The sequence below is a fragment of the Micromonospora avicenniae genome, from assembly GCF_900156065.1.
In the GTDB taxonomy this organism is placed as follows: Bacteria; Actinomycetota; Actinomycetes; order Mycobacteriales; family Micromonosporaceae; genus Micromonospora; species Micromonospora avicenniae.
Map to the genome: position 1 here is coordinate 41,682 of NZ_FTNF01000014.1, position 20,630 is coordinate 62,311.

General features: G+C 71.7%; 16 protein-coding genes. 9 read left to right on the forward strand and 7 right to left on the reverse strand.

The features are described 5' to 3' along the window. Positions 1–40: 40 nt before the first annotated feature. From BXA10_RS20840 to BXA10_RS20850, 3 genes are all read left to right on the forward strand, one after another. Positions 41–1,078, forward strand: a complete 1,038-nt coding sequence (locus tag BXA10_RS20840) for a lactonase family protein (protein ID WP_076472376.1) — start codon at positions 41–43, stop codon at positions 1,076–1,078. 145 nt (positions 1,079–1,223) lie between these two features. After that, positions 1,224–2,975 carry a substrate-binding domain-containing protein gene (locus BXA10_RS20845; RefSeq protein ID WP_076472379.1) on the forward strand — a complete coding sequence of 584 codons (1,752 nt, stop codon included), beginning with the start codon at positions 1,224–1,226 and terminating at the stop codon, positions 2,973–2,975. Between the two features lie 219 nt (positions 2,976–3,194). After that, complete coding sequence (locus BXA10_RS20850; protein ID WP_076472594.1) at positions 3,195–4,679, forward strand: sugar transferase; 1,485 nt, start codon at positions 3,195–3,197, stop codon at positions 4,677–4,679. Positions 4,680–4,688: 9 nt separating this feature from the next. Here BXA10_RS20850 and BXA10_RS20855 read toward each other — a convergent pair whose 3' ends face one another. Continuing rightward, on the reverse strand, positions 4,689–5,819 hold the full coding sequence (locus tag BXA10_RS20855; RefSeq protein ID WP_076472382.1) for a PP2C family protein-serine/threonine phosphatase: 1,131 nt from the start codon (positions 5,817–5,819) through the stop codon (positions 4,689–4,691). A gap of 57 nt (positions 5,820–5,876) precedes the next feature. Between BXA10_RS20855 and BXA10_RS20860 the strand changes: the two genes are divergently transcribed. Continuing rightward, on the forward strand, positions 5,877–6,449 hold the full coding sequence (locus tag BXA10_RS20860) for a MarR family winged helix-turn-helix transcriptional regulator (protein WP_076472384.1): 573 nt from the start codon (positions 5,877–5,879) through the stop codon (positions 6,447–6,449). Between the two features lie 50 nt (positions 6,450–6,499). On the opposite strand, the gene BXA10_RS20865 is transcribed toward BXA10_RS20860, so the two are convergent. After that, positions 6,500–7,738: an ROK family protein gene (locus BXA10_RS20865; RefSeq protein WP_245828336.1), complete on the reverse strand. Its 1,239-nt coding sequence runs from the start codon at positions 7,736–7,738 to the stop codon at positions 6,500–6,502. Between the two features lie 76 nt (positions 7,739–7,814). On the opposite strand from BXA10_RS20865, the gene xylA reads away from it, so the two are divergent. From xylA to BXA10_RS20885, 4 genes are all read left to right on the forward strand, one after another. Next, positions 7,815–9,002 (forward strand): xylose isomerase, encoded by a 1,188-nt coding sequence (xylA, locus tag BXA10_RS20870; RefSeq protein WP_076472387.1) that lies wholly within the window; start codon positions 7,815–7,817, stop codon positions 9,000–9,002. A 10-nt stretch (positions 9,003–9,012) separates the two neighbouring features. Continuing rightward, positions 9,013–10,464 (forward strand): xylulokinase, encoded by a 1,452-nt coding sequence (gene xylB / locus BXA10_RS20875; protein ID WP_076472388.1) that lies wholly within the window; start codon positions 9,013–9,015, stop codon positions 10,462–10,464. Positions 10,465–10,598: 134 nt separating this feature from the next. Further along, complete coding sequence (locus BXA10_RS20880; RefSeq protein WP_076472389.1) at positions 10,599–11,714, forward strand: DUF5925 domain-containing protein; 1,116 nt, start codon at positions 10,599–10,601, stop codon at positions 11,712–11,714. Positions 11,715–11,776: 62 nt separating this feature from the next. Next, positions 11,777–13,204, forward strand: a complete 1,428-nt coding sequence (locus tag BXA10_RS20885) for an MFS transporter (RefSeq protein WP_076472390.1) — start codon at positions 11,777–11,779, stop codon at positions 13,202–13,204. A 50-nt stretch (positions 13,205–13,254) separates the two neighbouring features. Here BXA10_RS20885 and BXA10_RS20890 read toward each other — a convergent pair whose 3' ends face one another. The 5 genes from BXA10_RS20890 to BXA10_RS20910 all read right to left on the reverse strand — a co-directional run bounded on the left by BXA10_RS20890 (position 13,255) and on the right by BXA10_RS20910 (position 19,564). Further along, a complete protein-coding gene (locus tag BXA10_RS20890; protein ID WP_425436100.1) occupies positions 13,255–14,916 on the reverse strand; it encodes a glycoside hydrolase family 13 protein in 1,662 nt (553 codons plus the stop codon). Positions 14,917–14,994: 78 nt separating this feature from the next. Further along, entirely contained in the window at positions 14,995–16,065 is a 1,071-nt protein-coding gene (locus BXA10_RS20895) for a LacI family DNA-binding transcriptional regulator (protein WP_076472392.1), read from the reverse strand. Positions 16,066–16,135: 70 nt separating this feature from the next. Next, a complete protein-coding gene (locus BXA10_RS20900; protein WP_076472395.1) occupies positions 16,136–17,101 on the reverse strand; it encodes a carbohydrate ABC transporter permease in 966 nt (321 codons plus the stop codon). Position 17,102: 1 nt separating this feature from the next. Further along, complete coding sequence (locus tag BXA10_RS20905) at positions 17,103–18,152, reverse strand: carbohydrate ABC transporter permease (protein WP_076472397.1); 1,050 nt, start codon at positions 18,150–18,152, stop codon at positions 17,103–17,105. Between the two features lie 68 nt (positions 18,153–18,220). Further along, positions 18,221–19,564, reverse strand: coding sequence for an ABC transporter substrate-binding protein (locus BXA10_RS20910; RefSeq protein WP_076472400.1), 1,344 nt, complete (start codon positions 19,562–19,564; stop codon positions 18,221–18,223). A gap of 248 nt (positions 19,565–19,812) precedes the next feature. Between BXA10_RS20910 and BXA10_RS20915 the strand changes: the two genes are divergently transcribed. Further along, entirely contained in the window at positions 19,813–20,589 is a 777-nt protein-coding gene (locus BXA10_RS20915; protein WP_076472403.1) for a M23 family metallopeptidase, read from the forward strand. The last annotated feature ends 41 nt before the right edge of the window (positions 20,590–20,630 follow it).

The following is a 20,630-nucleotide window of genomic DNA, read 5'->3' on the forward strand; positions in this document are numbered from 1 at the left end:
GGTTGGATTTGACGACAGGCGTCGGCGAAGGGCGGGATCGGTGAACGGTCGGGGTGAGGTGGTCCACATCGGCTGCTACACGGCGGAGAGCGGCGGGCGCGGCACCGGGATCATGACGGCCCGCCGCGATCCGGCGTCCGGCGCGTTGACGCTGCTGGACACCGTCGCGCCGACCGCCTCCCCGTCCTTCCTCGCCCGCCACCCCAGCCTGCCCGTGCTGTACGCCGTGAACGAACTGCCGGACGGCGCGGTCAGTGCCTGGCGGGTCGGGCCCGCGGGTGAGCTGACGGCCTTGGCCACTCGGGCCACGGGTGGTGGTGAGCCGTGCCACCTGGCCGTGCTCCCCGGCGGTGGGCACCTCGTGGCCGCCAACTACGGAGGCGGCAGCGTGACCGTCTTCCCGCTCGACTCCTCGGGGGTTCCCGGCGAGCGCAGTGACCTGGTGGTGCACGAGGGGCACGGCCCCGATCCGGAGCGCCAGGACCGGGCGCACACGCACATGGTCTCCCCGGATCCGACGGACGGTCCGCTGTTCGCGGTCGACCTCGGAACCGACTCGGTCTACCGGTACGACCTGGACGGGGCCACCGGCCGGCTGGTGCCCCGGGCGCCGCGGGTGCACGCGGCGGCCGGATCGGGCCCGCGACATCTGGCCCGCCACCCGGACGGGCGGCGCTGTTACCTGGTGGGCGAGTTGGACGGGACGGTCACCGCGTACGAGTCGACCGCCGACGGTTCGCTGCACCGGCGCAGCCGGGTCGAGGCGAGCGGACGGCCCGGGCACGTGCAGCCGTCGGAGATCGCGGTGCGGCCGGACGGGGCTTTCCTCTACGTCGCCAACCGGGGCGTCGGCACCATCGCCGTCTTCGACCTGCGGGGCGACCGACCGGAACTGGTGGGCGAGGTGGACACCGGTGGGGAATGGCCCCGGCACTTCGCGTTGCTCGGTGAGCACCTCTACGTCGCAGACGAGCGGGCGCACATGGTCCGCGCGTTCTCAATGGACGGATCGACGGGCGTACTCGAGCCGGTTGGTGAGCCGCTGTCGGTGCCGAGCCCGACGTGCGTGCTGCCCTGAGCCGGGCGCGAAATCGATCATCCAGCCACAACGCGGGTCCGGTCGGTCACGTTCTGTTGCTGAACGTTGATCAACTGTTTCTCCTGGGTAACTTTCGTACGAACGGTTATGGCAGTTCAGGGAATGGGTACGCAAGATTGTCTGCGTGTCTGCAGGCCGCCATCGCATGCGTTCGAAGATTCCCGGAGCCGCCGCCGCCGCATCGGCGACGGCGCTCGTCGTTGTTGCGGCGGGTGCGTGGTTTGGTTACCGAGAGTTGATACAGCCCTCCTGTTCGGGGCAGATCCAGCTCTCGGTGGCGGTGTCCGCCGAGCTGGCCCCCGCAGTCGACGCCGCCGCCGGACAGTGGGTGAAGGACGGGGCGGCGGTGGGGGGCACCTGCATCGCGGTCAACGTCAGCGCCAGTGAGCCGGTCGACGTCGCCGCGGTGGTGGCCGGCAAGCACGGCGCGGTCCTGGCCGGTGTGGGTCAGGCCAGCGGCACGGCCGTCGCGCCGGACGTCTGGATCCCGGACTCGTCGACCTGGCTGGTGCGACTCAAGAAGGAGGCGACGGCGTTCGCGCCGACCAATGGCGCCTCGGTCGCGCGCAGCCCGGTGGTCGTCGCGATGCCCCAACCGATCGCCAGCCGGTTGGGCTGGCCGAACGCGAAGCTGAAGTGGACCGACCTGCTCAAGCAGGTGAACAGCAGTAAGCCGCTCTCGACGGGCATCGTCGAACCCACGCGCGACGCCGCCGGACTCTCCGGACTGATGTCGTTGACCGCCGCGGCGGGCGGTGCGAGCGGCGACCAGCAGACCACGGTAGGTGCGTTGCGCGCCCTGGCGACAGGTCGGTCCGCCCTGCGGAACGACCTGCTCGAGCGGTTCCCGAAGTCGACCGACCCGACGGCGATCGCGAGCGGGCTCGGCGCGGCGGCCCTCTCCGAAGAAGACGTCATCGCGTACAACAAGACGAAGCCTCCGGTCCCGCTGGCCGCGCTCTACCTGGAGCCGGCGCCGGCTCCGCTGGACTACCCGTTCGCCGTGCTGCCCGGCATCGAGCCGGACAAGGCTTCGGCCGCACGGGGGCTCTTCGAGCTCCTGACCACCGCGAGCTTCCGGGACCGGCTGGCCGCGCAGGGCCTGCGGGCACCGGACGGCAACTTCGGCGCCGGGTTCGAGGCGCCGGAGGGCGCCCCCGGCCCCGCCGGGTCGCCGGCCGTGCCGGCCGGCGGCGGAACGGCGGCCGGCGGGCTGGACGGCGACTCGATCGACCGCGTCGTCTCCAGCTGGTCGATCGCCACCCAGACCGGCCGGATGCTCGCCGTCATCGACGTCTCCGGCTCGATGAAGGCGGCAGTCCCGGCCGCCAACAACCGCAGCCGGGAAGAGGTCACGGTCGAGGCGGCCCGCCGCGGACTCGGTCTCTTCGACGACTCGTGGTCGATCGGTCTCTGGACCTTCTCCACCAACCTGGTAGGCAGCCGGGACTACAAGGAACTGGTGGGCATAGCGCCACTCTCCGGAAACCGGGGCAAGTTGGAATCGGCGCTGAGCAACATCCGGCCCTCGAGCGGTGACACCGGCCTCTACGACACCATCCTCGCGGCCTACAAGACGGTGCAAGGCGACTGGCAGGCCGGCCGGGTGAACTCGGTGGTGCTCTTCACCGACGGCAAGAACGACGACAAGTCCGGCATCTCCCAGGCGAAGCTGCTCGCGGAACTGAAGCGGCTGGCCGATCCGGAGCGACCGGTGCAGGTCATCCTGATCGGTATCGGGGACGGCGTCAGCAAGGCGGAGCTGGACTCGATCACGAAGCAGACCGGTGGCGGAAGCTTCGTTGCCAAGAACCCGACCGAGATCGGGGGCATCTTCCTGAAGGCCATCGCGTTGCGCCCACCGGCGCCGCGCTGACCGGCCGGTCAGCAGACCCAGGGGCCCGTCGTACCGCGAATCCGGTGTACGGCGGGCCCTCTTTCGTCGGTACCCGCGGCCAGGAAAAGTGACGGCAATACGTCGAAAGCAATCGGCCGCCATGGTTGTCAGGCAGGATGTCGACGTGCCCTGGCGCCGTCGGCCCCTGCCCGGCCCGATCGTCGACCCGGGGCCGTCCTGAGCGAAGTGGGAGGGCTGGTGACCTCGGCTACGCTGTCGACCCCTGCCAGGACGCCGTGGACCCCGGAGGGCACCCCGTCCGGAGCCGCGACCCGCATCGACGAACGGGCCTACATCCGAGCCCTCGTCGTGCTGGACAGCGTCGTTCTGACCATCGCCCTGCTGGTCGGCTACCTCGCCCGTTTCGGCGACGAGGAGCCGAGCGGCTCGAAGGTTCCCTACGTGCTGGTGGCCCCCGGGCTGGTGCTCCTCTGGCTGGTCTCGCTCAAGGCGCTGGGCTGCTACGACGACCGCGTGATCGGCTACGGAGCGGACGAGTACCGCCGGGTGAGCACCGCGAGTCTGCGTCTGGCCGGCGGGATCGCCATCGTCGGCTACGTGGCCGACGTGGGCGTGTCCCGGGGCTTCCTGGCGATCTCGTTCGCCGTCGGCACCCTCGGCCTGGAAGCAGCCCGGTTCGCCGCCCGGAAGCGGCTGCACCGGGCGCGCTCGCGCGGTGGTGGCTGGTCGCGGAAGGTCCTGGTGGTCGGCGACACCGCCCACGTGCTGGAGCTGGTGCAGACCTTGCGGCGTGAGCCGTACGCCGGCTACCACGTGGTCGGGGCCTGCATCCCGGACGCGTTGCTCGCCCCGGTGCCCCAGCGGCTCGGTGACGTGCCGGTGGTCGGATCCTTCCGGGGCATCCCCGAGGCGGCCACCGAGATCGGTGCGGACACGGTCGCCGTCACCGCGTCCGGCGAGCTGACCGCCACGCGGCTGCGCCGGCTCGGCTGGCAGCTCGAGGGCACCGGGGTCGACCTGGTCGTCGCTCCGGCGCTGACCGACGTCGCCGGTCCCCGTATCCACACCCGTCCGGTCGCCGGCCTGCCACTGATCCACGTCGAGGCGCCGGAGTTCCGGGGCACGCGCAAGCTGGTCAAGGGTTTCGTCGACCGATCCGCCGCCCTGGTCGCGTTGACCCTGCTGCTGCCGATACTGGCGGTCATCGCGCTGGCCATCCGGCTGGACAGCCGCGGCCCGGTGCTGTTCCGCCAGACCCGGGTCGGCCGGGGTGGTGGCGAGTTCGGGGTGTGGAAGTTCCGCACGATGGTGGTGAACGCCGACGACCTGCTGGCTGAGCTGACCGCCCGCAACGAGACCGACGGCCTGATGTTCAAGATGCGCGACGACCCGCGGGTGACCCGGGTCGGCCGGCTGCTGCGCAAGTGGTCGCTGGACGAGCTGCCACAGCTGGTCAACGTCCTGCTCGGCCAGATGAGTCTGGTCGGTCCCCGGCCGCCGTTGCCGTCCGAGGTGGCCCGTTACGACGGAGACGTGGCCCGTCGGCTGCTGGTCAAGCCGGGAATGACCGGGCTCTGGCAGGTCAGCGGCCGGTCCGACCTGAGCTGGGAGGACGGCATCCGCCTCGATCTCTACTACGTGGAGAACTGGTCGCTCGCGGCCGACCTCACCATCCTCTGGAAGACCTTCGGCGCGGTGGTCAACGGCCGGGGCGCCTACTGAACGGGCGGGTCAGGGCTGCGGGCCGGTCCAGTCCACGCAGACGACGACGGCGTCGTCGACCAGGTCGCCGGCCACGAACGCGCGCAGGTCGCCGAGGAGTGAACGGACCGCGTTCAGCGGCTCCATGCTCCCGGTATGACGGAGGAAACGCTCCATCGCCAGCTCGCCGTAGCGGCCGTGCTGCCCGACCGCGTCGATCACCCCGTCGCTGAGCACGAAGAGTCGCTCCCCCCGGTGCAGCGGGAAGCGCTGCGCCCGGTAGTCGGTCGCCTCGAACATGCCGAGCGGGAACTGGGCCTCCAGCTCCTGGCCGGTGACCTCGCCGTCGCGGACGCGTACCAGCCGGGGGGATCCGGCGTCGACGGCCGTCATCACGCCACTGCTCAGATCGAGCTCCAGCAGCAGCGCGGAGAGGTACTGGTCGCCCCGGTGCAGGTCGTAGATCGCCTGATCGGCCAGGGCGGCCTGGTCGGCCAGGGCGAGCCGGGCCCGGCGGGCGTTGCGCAGCGCGCTGGTGGCCAGCGCGGTCAGCATCGACGCCGCGACGCCTTCACCCATCCCGTTGATGACGGCGATCCAGAGCTGCTCCCCGTCGTCCGACCAGTCGAAGCTGTCGCCCCGCACCGCGTACGCCGGCTCCAGCTGCCCGGCCAGACCGAACGCGGATCGGGTCCGGCTGCGCCCGGGCAGCAGCTCCCACTGCATCTCCGCGGCGAGCGTCAGGCGTCGGCTGCGGCGCGCGGTGCGGTAGACGTCGGTGCCGGCGGCGACGGCGGCCAGTTCGTGCGCGAGGGTGGTGGCGATATCGGCCAGCTCGTTCCGTACGGCCGGTTCGTCGGACACCGGGGCCAGGCGCAGGACGCCACGCCGCTCGCCGCGCATGGTCACCGGGAAGTATCCGGTCGTGCCGTCCAGCACCGCCTCCTGATGATCGAAGCAGCGCCAGGCGGGATGCCCCGGAGCGGTGATCCCCGTGCCCTCGCCGAGCGGGAGCAGGACCGCGAGCCGGTAGTCGACCTGGAACAGTTCGGTGGCGGTGATCCCGTACCGCTCGGCGAGGACGTCGGCGACCGCGTCGACCAGCCGGTGCGCCGGCGCGACGATAAGGGCCTCTCGTGCCTGATCGGCTGGTTCGTTCACTACCACTCCTCGCTCAGCGGCTCATTCGCCGGGTCTGCGGAGTACTCTCGGGCCACCATGGCCGAACTGCACGATCCACGGGACCCCGCGCTGAGCACCGCCGCCGCACTGGACGCGGCGGCGGGTGCACTACTCACCGTATGGGAAGCGGCGCGGGAGCGGACGACCAGCCGCGTCTCGGGCGCCCAGTTGCGCGCGGTGATGGTGGTCGAACAGCATGACGGGATCAACCTGCGCCGGCTGGCCAGCCGGCTCGACATGCTGCTCAGCTCGGCCAGCCGGCTCTGCGACCGCCTCGTGGCCGCCGGGATGCTGGAGCGCGAGCCGGGACGGCTCGATCGTCGGGAGATCGCGCTGCATCTCACCCCGGAAGCCCGCCGCCTCCTCACCGAGCTGCGGGAGGATCGGCGTGAGCAACTGGCCCGCATTCTTTCCGGTATGACCGCGCAGGGGCGGGAGGCGCTGCTGCACGGCATGCGCGAGTTCGACGAGACCGCTCGCCGGCAGGAGGCGGAGTCCGCCCCGGTGGAGCCGGTGCCGGTCCGGCCGGAGGGGTTCGACGGCGACGAGGCGATTCTGCCCGCACCCCGCGACTGGTCGGACGGGTCACCGGTGGCGCGCACCGCCTGACCGGCCACCCGCCGGGTGGCTGCCCGCCCGGGCTCGCCGGGTCGGGCCGCTCAGCCGGTGCGCGCGAGCCAGCCCGCCGGCCGCGCGATGATCCGGCGGACCACCGAGCCGGCCGCTCCCACCGCGGCGGCGTCGGCGCCGAGGGCCGCCGGTCGTACGGTGACCGGTGACCAGGCGGCGGTGAGCACCCGGCGGGAGATCTCGTCGAGCACCGGTGGGCGCAGCCACGGGGTGAGCGGGGCGTAGCCGCCGCCCAGTACCACGGTGTCCAGGTCGAGCAGGTTCACCACGGAGGCGACCGCGATGCCGAGCGCGGTGCCGGCCTCGTGCAGCGCGCGCAGCGCGTCCACCGAGCCGGTCTCGGCGAGTTCGGTCAGCCGGACGGGGGCCGTGTCGGCCGGCAGGTCGGCCCGGTCCAGCCCGGCGGCGGCCAGGATCGCCTCCTGCCCGGCGTACTGCTCCAGGCAGCCGCGTCCACCGCAGCGGCAGGGCCGCCCCGCGGAGTGGACCGGGATGTGCCCGATCTCGCCGCTCCATCCTCGGGCGCCGCGGAAGAGGTCGCCGTCCAGCACGATGCCGGCGCCGATGCCGACCTCCCCGGAGATGTGCAGGAAACTGGCCGGCCCGTCGGAACCGGCGTGCAGCTCGCCGAGCGCGGAAAGGTTCGCTTCGTTGTCGACCACGATCGGGGGCACGCCGTCGACCCGTTCGGTCAGCGGGGGCAGTCCGGCGAGCAGCGCGGGCACCGGAACGTCCCGCCAGCCGAGGTTGGGCGCGAGTCGGACCGTGCCGGCGTCGTCGACCAGCCCGGGCACGCCGAGCGCCGCTCCGGCCAGGGTGAGTCCCTGCGACGCGGCCTCGGCCCGGGCCTGGCCGGCCAGCTCGACCAGCCGGCTGAGCGCGTCGGCGGGGGAGACCGGCCGCAGGTCGGCACGGTGCACGGTGTGGTGCCGTACCCGGCCGGCGAGGTCGACCACGCAGACGGCCAGGTAGTCGACGTTGATCTCCAGGCCGAGACCGGCCGGCCCGTTGCCGGCGAGCACCAGCCCGCGGGCCGGGCGTCCCGCCCCGGAACGCGGCGCCGGTTCGGCCTCGGTGACCAGCCGGCCGGTGATCAGGTCCTCGACGACCGCGGAGACGGTGGCCCGGGTGAGGCCGGTCTCGGTGGCGAGGACGGCCCGGGACGGCGGGCGGTCGGCGGCGGCGATCCGGCCGAGCACCACGGCGAGGTTGAGCTCACGCAGGCTGCCCTGGCGGACCGCGCCGACGGGACCGGGGGTAGGGGTCACCTCTTGACAGTGCCACAGGTCAGCCAAATAATTCAATCGCTGAACAAATAGCCGACCCCACCCCTCGGAGGCTGCCATGGCACCCCGTCCCACTCCCGCCGACAAGTTCTCCTTCGGGCTCTGGACCGTGGGCTGGCCGGCCCGTGATCCGTTCGGCGACGCCACCCGCCCCGAGCTGGACGCGGTCGAGGCGGTGCACCGGCTCGCGGAGCTCGGCGCGTACGGCATCACGTTCCACGACGACGACCTCATCCCGTTCGGCGCCGACGCCGCCACCCGCGACCAGCACATCGCGCGGTTCCGCAAGGCCCTCGACGAGACCGGCATGGTCGTTCCGATGGTCACCACCAACCTCTTCACCCACCCGGTGTTCAAGGACGGCGGCTTCACCAGCAACGACCGCGACGTCCGCCGCTACGCCTTGCGCAAGGTGCTGCGCAACGTCGACCTCGCCGCCGAACTCGGCGCCAAGACCTTCGTGATGTGGGGCGGCCGCGAGGGCTCCGAGTACGACGTCGCCAAGGACGTCCAGGCCGCGCTGGAGCGCTACCGCGAGGCCGTCGACCTGCTCACCCAGTACGTCATCGACCGCGGGTACGACCTGCGCTTCGCGCTCGAGCCCAAGCCGAACGAGCCGCGCGGTGACATCCTGCTGCCCACCGTCGGGCACGCACTCGCCTTCATCTCCACCCTGGCCCACCCGGAGCTGGTCGGCCTCAATCCGGAGGTCGGCCACGAGCAGATGGCCGGGCTGAACTACGCCCACGGCATCGCCCAGGCGCTCTGGCAGGGCAAGCTGTTCCACCTCGACCTCAACGGCCAGCGCGGCATCAAGTACGACCAGGATCTGGTCTTCGGCCACGGTGACCTGATGAACGCGTTCGCCCTGGTCGACCTGCTGGAGAACGGTGGTCCCGGGGGTGGGCCCGCCTACGACGGCCCCCGGCACTTCGACTACAAGCCCTCCCGCACCGAGGACATCGCCGGGGTCTGGGCGTCGGCCGAGGCGAACATGGCGACCTACCTGTTGCTCAGGGAGCGGGCCGCGGCGTTCCGCGCCGACCCGGAGGTGGCCGAGGCGCTGGCCGTCAGCAAGGTGGGGGAGCTGGCCACCCCGACCGTGGGCGACGGGGAGAGCTACGCCGAGCTGCTGAAGGACCGCTCCGCCTTCGAGGAGTTCGACGTGGACGCGGCCGCCGCTCGTGGCTTCGGTTTCGTCCGGCTCAACCAGCTCGCCGTCGAGCACCTGCTCGGCGCGCGCTGAGGCGGTCGGCATGCCGCTCGTAGCGGGGGTGGACTCGTCCACCCAGTCGTGCAAGGTCGTGATCCGGGACGCGGAGACGGGAGCGCTGGTCCGTCAGGGCCGCGCCCCGCACCCGGACGGGACCGAGGTCGACCCGGCCGCGTGGTGGACGGCGCTGCGGGCGGCGGTGGACGCCGCCGGCGGGCTGGCCGACGTGGCAGCCGTCTCCATCGGCGGCCAGCAGCACGGCATGGTCGCCCTGGACGAGGCCGGTCAGGTGGTCCGGCCGGCGCTGCTGTGGAACGACACCCGCTCGGCCGACGCGGCCGAGGACCTGATCGCCGAGGCCGGCGACGGCGAGATTGGCCGGCGGTTCTGGGCGGACGCGGTGGGCAGCGCGCCGGTGGCCAGCTTCACCGCCACGAAGCTGCGCTGGCTGGCCCGGCACGAGCCGGAGAACGCCGCCCGGGTCGCCGCGGTCTGCCTGCCGCACGACTGGCTCACCTGGCGGCTGGCCGGGGCGCCCGGTCTCGCCGGGCTACGCACCGACCGCGGTGACGCCAGCGGCACCGGCTACTGGTCGCCGGCCACCGGCGAATACCGGTTCGACCTGCTGGAGCGGGCCTTCGGCCGGCGCCTCGCGGTGCCGGCGGTGCTCGGCCCGACCGAGGTGGCCGGTGAGCTGCACCCGGGCGCGCTGGCCACCGACGGGCTGCCGGCGGGACCTGCCGGCAGCGGAGTGCTGCTCGGCCCGGGCACCGGCGACAACGCCGCGGCAGCGCTCGGTGTGGGCGCCGGTCCCGGCGACGTGGTGGTCTCGATCGGCACCTCGGGCACCGTGTTCAGCGTCGCCTCGGGACCGTCCGCCGATCCCACCGGCATCGTGGCCGGCTTCGCCGACGCCACCGGGCGGTTCCTGCCGCTGGTCTGCACCCTCAACGCGGCTCGGGTGCTGGACGCCGCCGCGTCGATGCTCCGGGTCGACCTGGACGAGCTGGCCGACCTGGCGCTGTCCGCGCCGGCCGGCGCGGACGGGCTGGTCATGGTCCCGTACCTCGAGGGGGAGCGGACCCCGAACCGCCCCACCGCCACCGGTGCCGTGCACGGGCTGACGCTGCGCAACTCGACTCCGGCCCACCTCGCCCGGGCCGCCGTGGAAGGGATGCTTTCCGCGCTCGCCGACGGGCTCGACGCGCTCGTCGCCCAGGGCGCCGAGGTCCGCCGGGTGATCCTCGTCGGTGGTGGGGCCCGCTCGATCGCTGTGCGGCGCATCGCGCCGCAGGTGTTCGGCTGCCGCGTGGTCGTGCCGCCGCCCGGCGAGTACGTCGCCGACGGCGCCGCACGCCAGGCCGCGTGGGTCGCCCTGGGTGGTGACCGGCCACCCGCGTGGCAGCTCGACGGCACCGAGGAGTACGCCGCCGAGCCGGTCCCCGCGATCCGGGAGCGGTACGCCGCCGCCCGGGACCACGTGATCGAGCGCTGACCGGTTCCCGGGGCGGCGTCGTCCGCCCCGGGAGCCGTGGGGCTCACCCCCCCCGGCCGGCCGCGTTCCCCGGCCGGGCCGGTCGGCGACCTAACCGGTTGTCCGCATGTCCCGCCGTCGGGGATGATCTTCACGTGCCTTCCCCGTCCCTGCCGCCGGCCACGCCGACCGGACCCGCTCCGCTGCCGGTCATGCAGTTCGACGACTTCGACAGTCCGTGCGACGTGGTCGATGCCCTGCTGCTCGACGAGTTCGTGAGCGGCCGGCACACCTGGGCCAGGACGGAGCAGCTGGCCCGGCCCCGGCCGGGGACCGATCTCCTGCCGCAGCAGGCTCGGCTCATCCGTACCGCCATCGAGCGCAACCGGGTGTCCCGTCTCGCCGCCGGCGACGGCTGGTTGGCCCGCATCGTGAAAGGGCGGGGACGGGGTGTGGAGGTGACCGTCACCGCGGTCGACGCCGAGACCGGGACGCGCGTGCTCGACGAGATCGTCGAGCAGAGCGCCGAGCCGCTGGATGCCGGCCGCGTGTCGATGGGCTTCTGGCACCGGGACCAGCAGGGCGGTGGCCAGCGGGACACGCGCGGGATCGAGGCCCCGACCTGGGCGGAACTCCGATCCAACTATCCGGCCGACGCCGCCGCGGCACTGACCGACCTGATGGGCCTGGTCCCCGAGGCGGTGTCGGGCCGGTTGTTGCTGCTGCACGGACCGCCGGGCACGGGCAAGACCACGGCGCTGCGCGCGCTGGCCCGGCAGTGGCGGGAGTGGTGCCAGGCCGACTGCGTCCTCGATCCCGAGGAGCTCTTCGCCGACCCGGCGTACCTGATGGAGGTCGCGGTCGGCGAGGAGGAGGACGAGAAGGAGGGCGGCGCGGAGCGGTCCTGGCGGCTGCTGATCCTGGAGGACTGCGACGACCTGATCCGGGGGGAGGCTCGGCAGACGGCCGGGCAGGCGCTCTCCCGGCTGCTCAACCTGACCGACGGGCTGCTCGGTCAGGGGCGCAACGTGCTCGTCGCGATCACCACGAACGAGGACCTGTCGAGGCTGCATCCGGCGGTCGTGCGGCCCGGCCGGTGTCTGGCCCGGATCGAGGTCGGCCCGCTGTCGTACGCCGAGGCGACCGCGTGGCTGGGCGACGACACCTCCGGACTGCCGGCCGGCGGCGCCACTCTCGCCCAGCTGTACGCGCTCCGCGCCGGTGCGCCGGTCGTGACCGAGGCGCCGGTGACGATCGGCGGTTACCTGTGAACCCGCACCCACTACGGCGGGCCGTCACCCGCTCGTGACCTCGGGCTGCTTGGCTGCCACGCATGACCATGAGCCGCGGCGGGATGACGCGTGCCTGGGGCGGCACAGCCGGGCACCGCGGTTACAGCGTGGTCGTCTTCGTGCTGCTCGCCTCGCTGGACAACGTGGCGATCGGGCTGGTCCCACCGCTGTACGGCCCGATCGCCGACGCGTTCGAGGTGCCCCAGCGGCTGCTCGGCCTGGTCACCGCCGCGACGTTCGTGGTGAGCGCGGCGGCGGCCGTCGGCTGGGCGTACGTCGGCGACCGGGCGAACCGTAAGCCGCTGCTCATGGCCGGCACCCTGATCTGGGCGGTGGGCACCGGGGGCGGCGCCCTGGCCGGGAACTACCTGACGTTCCTGGTCGCGCAGGTGGTCGCGGCGGTCGGCCTCGGCGCGGTCGGCTCGGTCGGGTTCTCCGTGGTCACCGACCTGATCTCGCCTCGCCGCAGGGGTCTGGTGATGAGCTTCTGGGGGCTCTCCCAGGGGGTCGGCACGCTGGCCGGAACGCTGGTCGCCGGCCTGCTCGGGAGCGTGGACTGGCGTCGGCCGTTCCTGGTGCTCGCCGTCGTCGGCCTGGCGGCCACGGTGGCGTACCTGTTCACCTACGACATCCGGCGCGGCCAGAGCGAGCCGGAGCTGGTCGACGCGCTCGCCGCCGGGGCCGACTACGACTACCGGATCAGCCGGGCCGACCTGCCGCGGATTCTCGCCCGGCGGACCAACCGCTGGCTCGTCCTGCAGGGGTTGACCGCGCAGGCCGCGTTCGGTTCGCTGGTCTGGCTGCCGGTGCTCTTCACCCAGCGGGCCGAGGCCCAGGGCCTCTCGACCGCCACCGCCGTGCTGGTGGGCAGCGTCTTCGCCACGCTGTTCCAGCTCGGCGGGGTCTTCTCCATCGTGGGCGGGCTGGTCGGCGACGCGGTGCAGCGCCGTACGCCACGGGGGCGGGGTCTGGTCGCGGCGGTGGGCGTCCTCGCCGCGGTGCCGCTCTACCTGGTGTTGTTCTTCGTGCCGATGCGTATCGACGTGCCGGACGGGGCGAGCGCCGGCGCGGTGATCGCGGCCGTGCTGGCCAGCGTGGTGACCGAGCCGACGGTCGGGTTCGGCCTGCTGACCGCCGTGGTCGCGCTCGCCCTCACCTCCGCCAACTCGCCGAACTGGTTCGCGCTCATCGCCGACGTCAATCCGCCGGAGCACCGCGGCACCGTCTACAGCCTCGGCAACCTCGTCAACGGTGTCGGCCGGGCGTCGGGCAACGGGCTGGTCGGCGTGGCCTTCCCGGTGCTGCAGACGGCCTTCCCGCCGCCGCTGAACTACGCCGTCGGGCTGGCCGCGTTCCAGCTCTTCTTCGTGCCCACCGGTGTCATGTACTGGCTCGCCGCGCGCCACTCACCGGCCGACATCGCGGCGGTGCGAAGGCTGTTGCACGAACGCGCCGAGCGCCTGGAGTGAACGAGGGCCCCGGTCGACGCCGAACGCCGGCCGGGGCCCAGGTCGACGGGTCAGGCGCGGAACCAGACCGTCACGTCGGTCGGCACCGCCCCGTCGTCGGTCAGCGGCTCGCTCGCGTGCAGCACCTCGGCACCCGCTGGCAGGGCGACCGCCGCCTCGCCGAAGTTGGTGAGCACGGTCAGGTCGCCGTTGTCGAAGGTCAGCACCGTGTCGCCGGACTCCCGCCAGCGCAGCGTGCCCTGGCCCAGCGCGTACTCCCGGCGCAGCCGCAGCGCGGCCCGGTACATCTCGTACGTCGAGCCGGGCACCTCCCGCTGCCGGTCCAGGGCGTACTCGGCCCAGACTTCCGGCTGCGGCAGCCAGCTCGCGTCGGTCGGGCCGAAGCCGTACGACGGCGCGTCGGCCTCCCACGGGATCGGCACCCGGCAGCCGTCGCGACCTCGCTGGGTGTGCCCGCTACGGGCCCAGGTCGGGTCCTGGCGCGCCTCGTCGGGCATCGTGGTGTGCTCCGGCAGTCCCAGTTCCTCACCCTGGTACAGGTAGGCCGAGCCGGGTAGGGCGAGCATCAACAGGGTGGCCGCCCGGGCCCGGCGCAGGCCGAGCGCGGCGTCCGGCTGCGGGTCGCCGATGCCGATGCCGTTCGGGCGCGGCGTGCCGATCGGCAGGCCGAGGCGGGAGGCGTGCCGCACCACGTCGTGGTTGGAGAGCACCCAGGTCGTCGGCGCTCCGACCGAGTCGGTCGCCTCCAGCGAGCGGGTGATCACCGCGTACTGGGCGGGTGCGGTCCAGGCGGCGAGGAGGTACTCGAAGTTGAACGCCTGGTGCATCTCGTCGGGCCGCACGTAGCGGGCGAGCCGCTCGGCCGGCTCCACCCACGCCTCGGCGACCAGGATCCGCTCACCCGGGTAGCCGTCCAGCACCCGGCGCCAGTCGCGGTAGATCTCGTGCACCCCGTCCTGGTCCCACATGGGCGGTCGGGGCCGGTCCGCCTCGTTGCCGGAGAGGATCTCCTGTGGCTCCTGCCAGTCGGCCAGGTCGGCCTGCTTGATGAGGCCGTGCGCCACGTCGACCCGGAAGCCGTCCACTCCCCGGTCGAGCCAGAACCGCAGGACGTCGAGGAACTCCGTGCGCACCTCGGGGTTGTCCCAGTTCAGGTCCGGCTGGCCGGTGTCGAACAGGTGCAGGTACCACTGGCCGGGCCGACCGTCGGGTTCGACGACGCGGGTCCACGCCGGTCCGCCGAAGACGCTCTGCCAGTCGTTCGGCGGCTGCGCGCCGTCGGGGCCCCGGCCGTCCCGGAAGACGTACCGGCTCCGTTCGAGGCTGCCCGGCGCGGTGGCCAGGGCGGCGGTGAACCACTGGTGCGCCGACGAGGTGTGGTTGGGCACGAGGTCGACGATCACCCGCAGGCCACGGGAGTGCGCCTCGGCGATCAGTTCGTCCGCGTCCGGCAACCGGCCGAAGAGCGGGTCGACGTCGCGGTAGTCGGCCACGTCGTACCCGGCGTCCGCCTGCGGCGAGGGGTAGAAGGGGGAGAGCCACACCGCGTCCACGCCCAGCTCGACGAGGTGGTCGAGGCGGGCGGTGATGCCGGGCAGGTCCCCGATCCCGTCCCCGTTCGAGTCGGCGAACGAGCGCGGGTAGATCTGGTAGATGACCGCTTCGGTCCACCAGCCGGCGATCGGGCCGCCGGACCGGTCTTCCTTGCTCACGTTGGTGTTCAGGGCCTTCTCCCGTGTGTCGTGCGTGTGGTGCGGGGTGGCCGCCGGCATCGCCGGCGGGCGGTCCGTTCAGTGTGCCCGGGGCGGTGCGGTCGACTCGCGTACGACCAGCCGAGTGGGCAGGATCACCGGCGGGTTCTGCGTGTCCGACCGGGATGGGCCGGACGCGGTGAGCGGCCGGCCGTCGACCGTGTCGAGGGCGTGCCCGCCGAGCGGGTCGAGCAGGATGCGCGCGGCCAGCCGGCCCTGCTCCGCCGCCGGCTGGGCCACGGTGCTGAGGCCGAGCACGCCGGCCAGGTCGTGGTCGTCGATGCCGATCACGCTGACGTCGTCGGGTACCCGCAGCCCCGCGTCACGCAGTGCCGCCATCGCGCCCATCGCCATCTCGTCGCAGGCCGCGACGATGGCCGTCGGGGGTTCGCCCCGAGCCAACAGTTCGGCGGTGGCCCGGGTGCCGCCCGCGATCGTGAACTGGGACTCCACGTCCAGGCTCGGGTCCGGCCGCAGCCCGGCCGCCCGTAGGGCCGCCTGGTAGCCGCGCCGCCGTTCGGCGTGCGCGGTGAAGGCCAGCTCGTCGTGGGGGTAGCCGGAGATGTGCGCGATCCGGCGGTGCCCGAGGTCGAGCAGGTGCCGGGTGGCCGTCCGAGCGGTGTTCAGGTCGTCGATCCGTACGCAGGGCCAGCCCGGTACCGGAGTGCCCGAGCTGATCGTCACGCCGGGCACGTCCAGCGCGGTGAGCGTGCTGACGTCGGCGGGGAAGAGCGGGGTGGCCACCAGCATGATGGCGTCCGCGCGTTTGTGGAGGTTGGCCGTCCGGAGCACCCGCTGCCGGGACTGCTCACGGCCGCCGAGGTTGTAGAGCAGCAGGTCGTACCCGGACTCGTGGAGGAACTTCTCGACCGCTTCCACGACGGTGGCGAAGAACCAGCGGGTGATCTGCGGGACCACCACCGCGATGGTGCCGGTCCGGCCGCCGGCCAGGCGCGACGCGCTCGGCGAGACGGCGTACTGCAGCTTCTCGGCTGCGGACAGCACCCGGTGCCGCGTCGCGGGCGAGACCGTCGGGAGCCCGCGCAGCGCCCGGGAGACGGTCGCCGTGGAGACCCCGGCCAGCCGGGCTACATCATCGATCGTGGTCACGGTTCCCCCCAGCTCCGTGGCCGCGTCCGCCGCCGCCCGCCGGATCGCGGGCGGCGGCGGACGACGTGCCTCAGCCCTTCACGCTCCCGGCGAGGAGCCCGCGCACGAAGTAGCGCTGCAGGGACAGGAACACGATCAGTGGTACGACGATCGACACGAACGCGCCGGCGGTGAGTCGCTGCCACTCGTTGCCGCGGGTACCGGCCATCTCGGCCAGCCGGACGGTGAGCGGCGCCGTCTCGTCCCCGCCGCCGGCGAAGATGAGCGCGACCAGCAGATCGTTCCAGACCCAGAGGAACTGGAAGATGCCCAACGCGGCGAGCGCCGGGGTGATCAGCGGCAGCACGATGGTGCGGAAGATCTTCGGGTGGCTGGCCCCGTCGACCCGGGCCGCCTCCATCAGGTCGCCCGGCAGCTGCGAGATGAAGTTGTGCAGCAGGAAGACCGCGAACGGGAGCGCGAAGCAGGTGTGGGCGAACCACACCTGGGCGAACTTCTGTTCGTCGACCAGGTCCCAGGCCGGCAGCACCTGGATGCCGGCGACGGTGACGCCGGTGGAGAAGAACTTCAGCAGCGGCACCAGGGCCATCTGCAGCGGCACGATCTGCAGCGCGAAGATCGCGATGTAGACCCATTCCCGGCCTCGGAAGTTGATCCAGGCCAGCGCGTACGCGGCCAGGGCCGCGAAGGCGATCGGGAAGAGCACCGACGGGATGGTGATCGCCAACGAGTTGATGAAGTAGCTGGCGAGCTGCCCGGAGGACGAGGACCGGCCGAACAGCACCTGCTGGTAGTTCTCCAGGGTGAACTGCGGGTCGGTGAAGAACGTCCACCAGCCGGTGGTTTTGATCTGGTCCTCCGGGCGGAAGGAGGAGATGAACAGGCCGAAGGTGGGGACGGTCCAGAAGAGCGCGATGATGATCGACACCAAGGTGGCCGTGCGGCTGTTCAGCCGCTTGCGGACCCGGCCGGCGACGGTCTTCGGAGCGTCGGTCCGCGTGGTGCCGACGGCGACAGTGGGCGTGGCGGTGGTCATCTCAGCCCTTCCGCTGCTGACGGAGGTTGCGGATCTGGTAGATCACGACCGGGATCACCAGGATGAAGAGGAAGACCGCGAGCGCGGAGCCCTGCCCGTTCTCGCCGTAGCGGAACGCCTGGTTGTACATCTCGTTGGCGATCACACTGGTCTCGTAGTTGCCGTTGGTCGAGGTCCGGACGATGTCGAAGACCTTGAGCGTGGCGATGGTGATGGTCACCACGACGACGATCAGCGCGGGGCGGATGCTCGGCATGGTGATCTGCCAGAACATCTGCCACGGGCTGACCCCGTCGAGCCGGGCCGCCTCGATGATGTCGGCCGGGATGGCCTTGATGGCGGCGGAGAGCACCACCATGGCGAAGCCGGCCTGGATCCAGACCATGATGACGATCAGCAGCAGCGTGTTCAGCGGTGACTCGAGCAGCCACTGCTTGGGCTCGCCGCCCAGGCTGACCACGATCTGGTTGAGCAGACCGATCTGCTCCTGGCCGTCGCCCCGGTACGCGTAGACGAACTTCCAGATGATGCTGGCGCCGACGAAGGAGATCGCCATCGGCAGGAAGATGAGGGACTTTGCGAACGCCTCGAACCGGACCCGGTCCACCAGGACGGCGTAGATGAGCCCGAAGGCGGTGGCCATGAGCGGTACCAGGATCACCCAGACCAGACTGTTGATCAGCACCCGGACGATCGCGCCGTCGGAGAACATCCAGCCGTAGTTGTGCAGCCCCACCCAGTTGGTGCTGTTCGAATCCATCAGGGAGAGCAACACGGTGCGGATGGCCGGGACCACCAGCCCGATGGTGAGCAGCAGCAGCGCCGGCAGCAGGAAGAAGAGGGCGAAGAAACCCTCCCGCTGTTTCGGCCTGCGGGGGAGCGGGGCGCCGCTGGCGGAGGCGGCGACGAGCCGCGCCTCCCGGCGGCGGGCGAACCAGGCCGGCACGACGTCGAGAAGCAGGAGCAGACCACCCACCACCGCGACGAAAGCGATCAGCCCGTACATCAGCATGAGGAACTTCGGTTGTTCCTCCGCGAAGTCGAACTCCATCGACCCTCCCAGGTCCTTGTTGGCCGGTGGGCCGGCCCGCGTTCCGCGAGCCGGCCCACCGGTTCAGATCACTTCCAGCTGCTCTCGATGCCTTGGAGCACCGATGCGGTGTCCTTGCCGTTGATCCAGTCGACCATGCCCTTCCAGAACGTCCCCGCGCCGACGGCGGCCGGCATCAGGTCGGAACCGTCGAAGCGGAAGACCGTCTTCGGGTCCTGCAGGATCTGGACGGAGAGCTTGTCCACCGGGTTCGGCACGTTGTTGATGTCGAGCTTGTTGTTCGCCGACAGCCAGTCACCGATCTTGGCGCGGCTGTTGACGTACTCGCCGGAGGCCAGGTAGGTCTGGACCGCCTGGACCTCGGGACGGTCGGCGAAGGCGGTGACGAACTCGCCGGCACCCAGCACCGGCTTGCCCTTGGCCGGGTCGACGGCCGGGAAGTAGAACGCGAAGACGTCGCCGTCCTCGGCCACCTTGGTGCCCTCGGGCCACTGGTTGGCGTAGAAGGACGCCTGCCGGTGCAGCGCGCACTTGCCGGTGGTGATCGGCAGGCCGGCCTCGCCGAAGGCGGTGGTGGCGATGCTCTTCACGTTGCCGAAGCCGCCGTTGACGTACTTCTCGTTCTTGAGGATCTGGCCGGCGCGGTCGACCGCCTCGGCGACCCGCGGGTCGTTGAACGGGATGCCGTGGGTGGTCCACTGGTCGTAGACCTCGGGGGTCTGCGTCCGCAGCATCAGGTCCTCGATCCAGTCCGTGGCCGGCCAGCCGGTGGCCTCACCGGACTCGATGCCGGCGCACCACGGCTTGATGCCGCTGGCCGCGATCGTGTCGCTGAGCTTGATCAGGTCGTCCCACGTGGTCGGCGGGGTCCAGCCCTTCTCCTTGAACATCTTGGGGGAGTACCAGACGAAGGACTTCACGTTCGAGCCGAGCGGGACGCCGTAGAGCTTGCCGTCCACGGTGCTGTACTTCAGCCAGTCGGGGGTGAAGTTCTGCTCGGCCAGCGCCTTGGTGTCGGCGCTGACCGTCTTGACCTTGCCCGCGTCGACGAACCGCTTGAGCAGACCCGGCTGCGGGATGAAGGCCAGGTCGGGGGCGTTGCCGCCGTCCACCCGCACGGGGAGCTGAGCCTCGAACTCGGGGCTGCCCTCGTGGTCGATGTCGATCCCGGTGCAGTCCTCGAACGTCTTCCAGGACTCGTCGAGCCGATCGGCCTCGAGGTCACGGATCGACGAGTAGATCGTGACCTTCTTGCCGTCGTGGCCCTGGTACTTGTCGTATGCGGCACACTCCGCGGAGTCCGCGTTGCTGCTTCCCTTGTCGTTGCCGGTGCCGCAGGCGGTGGCGCTGAGCGCCAGCCCCAGTACGCCGGCGATCACGAAGGCCTGGCGTGGTCTGGTGAAGACCGCCATGCCGTCCTCCTTTCTTGCCGGCGCGGTCGTAGTAGAACCGGCGCCGGTCCGATGGGCGTCCCAACATGTAAGCGCTTGCATCGCGCGCGGTCCAGCCCCTGTCAGACACGACCGAGTAACAATCCGGAAACCTCCAGGTAGCGGAGTGGGCGCGCTCCCACCGCAGAGACACGCCCTCTTTCGATATCCGTCAATATCTGTCAAGCTGTATGTAATCCATTGAAGGATTTCGACATAGGAGGAGCTGGATGCGTAAGCGGTGGTTCAGCCTGGTGGCGGCCGGCCTGCTCGTCGTGGGAACTCTGGTGCCGGCGACGCCGGCAATGGCCGCACCGACCTTCAAGGTGCCCTTCCCCTGCGGCCAGGTCTGGTCCGGCCAGACGCGGACCAACCACAGCCCGGCGAACGCGGTCGACTTCAACCGCACCGACGATTCGGGCGATCCGGTGGTCGCCAGCGCGCCGGGCACCGTCGACCGGGTGACCGACCTCGGCGGCACGAGCTACGGCAAGTACGTCCGGATCAGCCACGCCGGCGGCTACCACACCTACTACGCGCACCTGAGCGGTTTCAACGTCTCCGTCGGCCAGGCGGTGGGCTACGGAAAGGTGATCGGCTGGGTCGGCAGCACCGGCGGCTCGACCGGCCCGCACCTGCACTACGAGCAGCGCCTCAACGGCGGCGACATCCAGGTCCGGTTCAACGGCACGCTCGCCCTCTACTGGGGGACGAAGAACTACACCAGTGACAACGGGTGCTCGTCCGGCGGCACCGCCACCGGCACGGTCAACACCAGCGGCACCCCGCTCACCGTTCGCTCCGGGCCCGGCACCGGCTACGCCTCGGTCGGCACGGTCGCGGACGGTGCCCAGGTGACCATCCACTGCCAGACCACGGGCACCACGGTCACCGGCACCTACGGCACCAGCTCGATCTGGGACCGGATCGGCTCCGGACGGTTCATCTCCGACGCGTACGTGTACACCGGGTACGACGGGTTCATCCCGGGCGTGCCACGGTGCTGACCTGACCGGTGGGCCCGGCCGGACCCGGCCGGGCCCAACCG

Coding starts and splice junctions, on each gene's coding strand:
- BXA10_RS20860 (WP_076472384.1), top strand. CDS start 5,877: ATGGCCGAACTGCACGATCCACGGGACCCCGCGCTGAGCACCGCCGCC.
- xylA (WP_076472387.1), top strand. CDS start 7,815: ATGGCACCCCGTCCCACTCCCGCCGACAAGTTCTCCTTCGGGCTCTGG.
- xylB (WP_076472388.1), top strand. CDS start 9,013: ATGCCGCTCGTAGCGGGGGTGGACTCGTCCACCCAGTCGTGCAAGGTC.
- BXA10_RS20885 (WP_076472390.1), top strand. CDS start 11,777: ATGACCATGAGCCGCGGCGGGATGACGCGTGCCTGGGGCGGCACAGCC.
- BXA10_RS20900 (WP_076472395.1), bottom strand. CDS start 17,101: ATGACCACCGCCACGCCCACTGTCGCCGTCGGCACCACGCGGACCGAC.
- BXA10_RS20905 (WP_076472397.1), bottom strand. CDS start 18,152: ATGGAGTTCGACTTCGCGGAGGAACAACCGAAGTTCCTCATGCTGATG.
- BXA10_RS20910 (WP_076472400.1), bottom strand. CDS start 19,564: ATGGCGGTCTTCACCAGACCACGCCAGGCCTTCGTGATCGCCGGCGTA.
- BXA10_RS20915 (WP_076472403.1), top strand. CDS start 19,813: ATGCGTAAGCGGTGGTTCAGCCTGGTGGCGGCCGGCCTGCTCGTCGTG.